Origin of the sequence: Microcoleus sp. FACHB-1515 (assembly GCF_014696105.1) — a bacterium.
Lineage (GTDB): Bacteria > Cyanobacteriota > Cyanobacteriia > Elainellales > Elainellaceae > JAAUTJ01.
On the sequence record NZ_JACJPO010000050.1, the window covers coordinates 1 to 2,669 of the forward strand.

Annotated in this window: 5 protein-coding genes; 2 read left to right on the forward strand and 3 right to left on the reverse strand. The window is 53.5% G+C overall.

Annotated features, from left to right (window positions below; all coding sequences use genetic code 11):
* Nucleotides 1-404: 404 nt before the first annotated feature.
* Both H6F67_RS17100 and H6F67_RS17105 read left to right on the forward strand, forming a co-directional pair.
* Nucleotides 405-677 carry a type II toxin-antitoxin system ParD family antitoxin gene (locus tag H6F67_RS17100; protein ID WP_190767834.1) on the forward strand — a complete coding sequence of 91 codons (273 nt, stop codon included), beginning with the start codon at nucleotides 405-407 and terminating at the stop codon, nucleotides 675-677.
* A gap of 3 nt (nucleotides 678-680) precedes the next feature.
* The gene (locus H6F67_RS17105) at nucleotides 681-989 is read left to right on the forward strand and encodes a type II toxin-antitoxin system RelE/ParE family toxin (RefSeq protein ID WP_190767835.1); all 309 of its coding nucleotides are present in this window, start codon (nucleotides 681-683) and stop codon (nucleotides 987-989) included.
* A gap of 98 nt (nucleotides 990-1,087) precedes the next feature.
* On the opposite strand, the gene H6F67_RS17110 is transcribed toward H6F67_RS17105, so the two are convergent.
* The 3 genes from H6F67_RS17110 to H6F67_RS17120 are packed head-to-tail and all read right to left on the reverse strand — an operon-like array spanning nucleotide 1,088 to nucleotide 2,561.
* On the reverse strand, nucleotides 1,088-1,606 hold the full coding sequence (locus tag H6F67_RS17110) for a hypothetical protein (protein WP_190767836.1): 519 nt from the start codon (nucleotides 1,604-1,606) through the stop codon (nucleotides 1,088-1,090).
* Nucleotides 1,606-2,028 carry a hypothetical protein gene (locus tag H6F67_RS17115; RefSeq protein WP_190767837.1) on the reverse strand — a complete coding sequence of 141 codons (423 nt, stop codon included), beginning with the start codon at nucleotides 2,026-2,028 and terminating at the stop codon, nucleotides 1,606-1,608. Before H6F67_RS17115 ends, H6F67_RS17110 begins: the two co-directional genes overlap by 1 nt.
* On the reverse strand, nucleotides 2,025-2,561 hold the full coding sequence (locus tag H6F67_RS17120; RefSeq protein WP_190767838.1) for a hypothetical protein: 537 nt from the start codon (nucleotides 2,559-2,561) through the stop codon (nucleotides 2,025-2,027). The genes H6F67_RS17115 and H6F67_RS17120 overlap by 4 nt, the downstream gene beginning before the upstream one ends.
* Between the last annotated feature and the right edge of the window lie 108 nt (nucleotides 2,562-2,669).

A 2,669-nucleotide genomic window follows, 5' to 3' on the forward strand; every position in this document is an offset into this window, starting at 1 on the left:
TTTTTATTGCGGCTTGAACTTCAAGCTTTGGCGCAACGATGGGTGATTTGATGGACTAATGCTCAACCCGCCAAGGCATTGGCGTTGCCCGTCATCTGCATTGTCGTCTGACATTCCCCACTTTCTTATGTAACTGCTTCAAAAAAGGCTAAGCAGTCACACCTAAAAGTTACATAAGATTTCTCACGCTGCCTAACCTTGCTTCACCTGCAAGATGCTTTCGATGATTGAACAACTGGGGTTTGAACAGGCTATACGACTGCTAGCGTTCGATAACAAAGTTTGACATTACAATAGGGTCAACCCGCTGGTACGTCAAAATCAGTCGCAGGTTTTGAATCAACGACCCCTACTACCTCAATGTATTGCGCTTTTTCGCCGCGCTACACCTAGATACAGCCATCATGAATGTTTCTCTCACACCGGAACTCGAACAGCTTGTGCAGGCCAAAGTCAAAAGCGGGCGCTATCTGTCGGCCAGTGAAGTCGTGCGCGAAGCGCTACGGTTGCTGGAGGAGCGCGATCGCCTGTTTGAGTTGCGACTGGCAGAACTCCAAGGCAAGCTGTCGATAGGAGTGGAGCAGGCTGATCGAGGCGAACTGATTGACGCTAACGACGTATTTGCTGAACTTGAAGCCGACACTAAGCAGATCGAAGCTCAAACTCAGCAGGTCTAGCCGATGGCTCGTGTTCGCTTCACCCCGCAGGCTAAGACTGATCTCCTTGCCATCAACCGCTTTATCGCCCAAGACAATCCCAGTGCTGCCCGTCGGCTGATTGCCAACATTCGACAGCAGTGTGAGCGGCTAGCTGAATTTCCTGAGATGGGGCGGCTGTGGGAAGAACTGAATCCACCGCTCCGCAGCTTCCCAGTGGGGAACTACCTGATTTTCTACCGTCCTGGCAGCAGGAGCGGAATCGAGGTGATTGCAGTGGTGAGCGGCTATCAGGACATCGAAGCGCTGTTTGCACGGCGGCAGGGTAACTGAGGCGGCAAAGCGATCGGGCAAACTCCAACAAAAAATGCCCTGCATAGTAACAGGGCAGCAGTATCGGGTTAATTCGCTTCGCAAATCAAGCTGGATGGTTAGGCCGCAACCGCTTCCTTCATTGCTACACACCAGCACAGATGAACTGCTGTATAGGGTGATTCACCAACGGGCACATACTTCTGGATGCGATCGACCATCCAAGGCAACATCACAGAACGCATGGCGGTTGGATGGGGCGTTGGCTCTGCCGTGAAAAGCTGGCCGACCAGCGGCAATCCTTCCATGCTGTAGCTGATTTCCAGGGCAGGGCGACCTTTGGCAAACAGCGCCACTTCCAAGCTTTGCAGAGGGAACCATTCGCGCATCTGATCGCAAGTCCACTGAGCTTCTAAGGTCATTCCGATCGGGCTGACGTGAGCCAGGAAGACAGCATCGACCACTTGGAACTCAGCAATTGGCTCAAACTTAGTCAGGCGCACGATCGACCAGTCGCGATCGCTGCCCATTGAAGCGCGACCGCCTACTTGTGGAGGCTGCTTTGTCCATTCCGCTCGCACCAGCAGTTCGCCAGATTGAGCAGCTTCGTCTTGACAGACTTGATAGATGATGAGCATTACTGGTACTCCTGTGGAGGGTTAGAACGCGGATCAGCAAAGCGGTTTTCCACAGCGTCCGGCCCCTCAAAGATGCACAGGTATTTGAGCGTCGGATCGCCTGTGGGTTTGGCACGAGTTAATCGCAGCCGCAGTCCAAGCTGCTTGAAGTGTTGTGACATCTGCTGACATTGGGCAATGTCAGTGACGGCGTGAACTTCACGGACTCCGGGGACATTGTAATCGTCGTTTTGCTGCTGAGCATAAAGCGGCTGAGCGGGAAGATCACCACGATTCGACGGCACGTAAGGAGCCATTGGCGCAGCAGGGGCAGGCACGGGCACTCGATAGGGTCGAGCGCTATCTCCGGGCATCGGCATACAAGCGCTTAGATTTAAGCCTACAGCAGCGACAAGAAAAGAAAACAAATGTTCGCGCTTCACTGACAAACCTCCTGCTGCTGCGGAAGTTGGTTGAATTGCAAGGAGGGATCAATAAACTCGCGAGGGGCGGCAGCACGAGAATCGAACCACTGTCGAGTTTGGGAATTGAGCCAAGACTGGCGATCGCTCTCCCAGACCTCCGGGTCAATGCCCCAAGTTTCCGTTCCCAAAAATTGCAAGGCGCGATCGATGTAGACGACGAGAACTTGATTCTCGCCTGCGATCGGAAACAGGTACGGAGTGCCCCAGTAGATGCCGTTGGGTGTTTGGATCGTCTTGGCGTTCATCTGGCAGTAGGAGCGATCGCCCGTAATTGCAATGACATCGTTGCTTGAGCGAAACAATCCCAACTCGCGAACTCGAAAGGCCGTGTCGAAGCCGATCCGCACGTCACGATTAATCACGTCAACGCAATGCTTGTCGATGCTTTGGTAGGCGTACAGGTTATCGGCTCCAGCTTGCTGAATCGGTGCAAACGCTTGGCCTGCCATGAATCCGCTCGACAGTAATATCAAATCCGGTTGATTGCCCATGATTAAGTGCCACTGCTAATCAGCCAACCGCCGCTGCCCACCAATGAAAGCTGGTTAGCCCCTTGATCAGATCACGCCGCTTGAGCAGCACTCGACAGCGGTGGGCAG

Excerpts from the sequence above, each read along its gene's own strand:
- H6F67_RS17100 (WP_190767834.1), top strand. The coding sequence starts at position 405 with ATGAATGTTTCTCTCACACCGGAACTCGAACAGCTTGTGCAGGCCAAA.
- H6F67_RS17105 (WP_190767835.1), top strand. The coding sequence starts at position 681 with ATGGCTCGTGTTCGCTTCACCCCGCAGGCTAAGACTGATCTCCTTGCC.
- H6F67_RS17110 (WP_190767836.1), bottom strand. The coding sequence starts at position 1,606 with ATGCTCATCATCTATCAAGTCTGTCAAGACGAAGCTGCTCAATCTGGC.
- H6F67_RS17120 (WP_190767838.1), bottom strand. The coding sequence starts at position 2,561 with ATGGGCAATCAACCGGATTTGATATTACTGTCGAGCGGATTCATGGCA.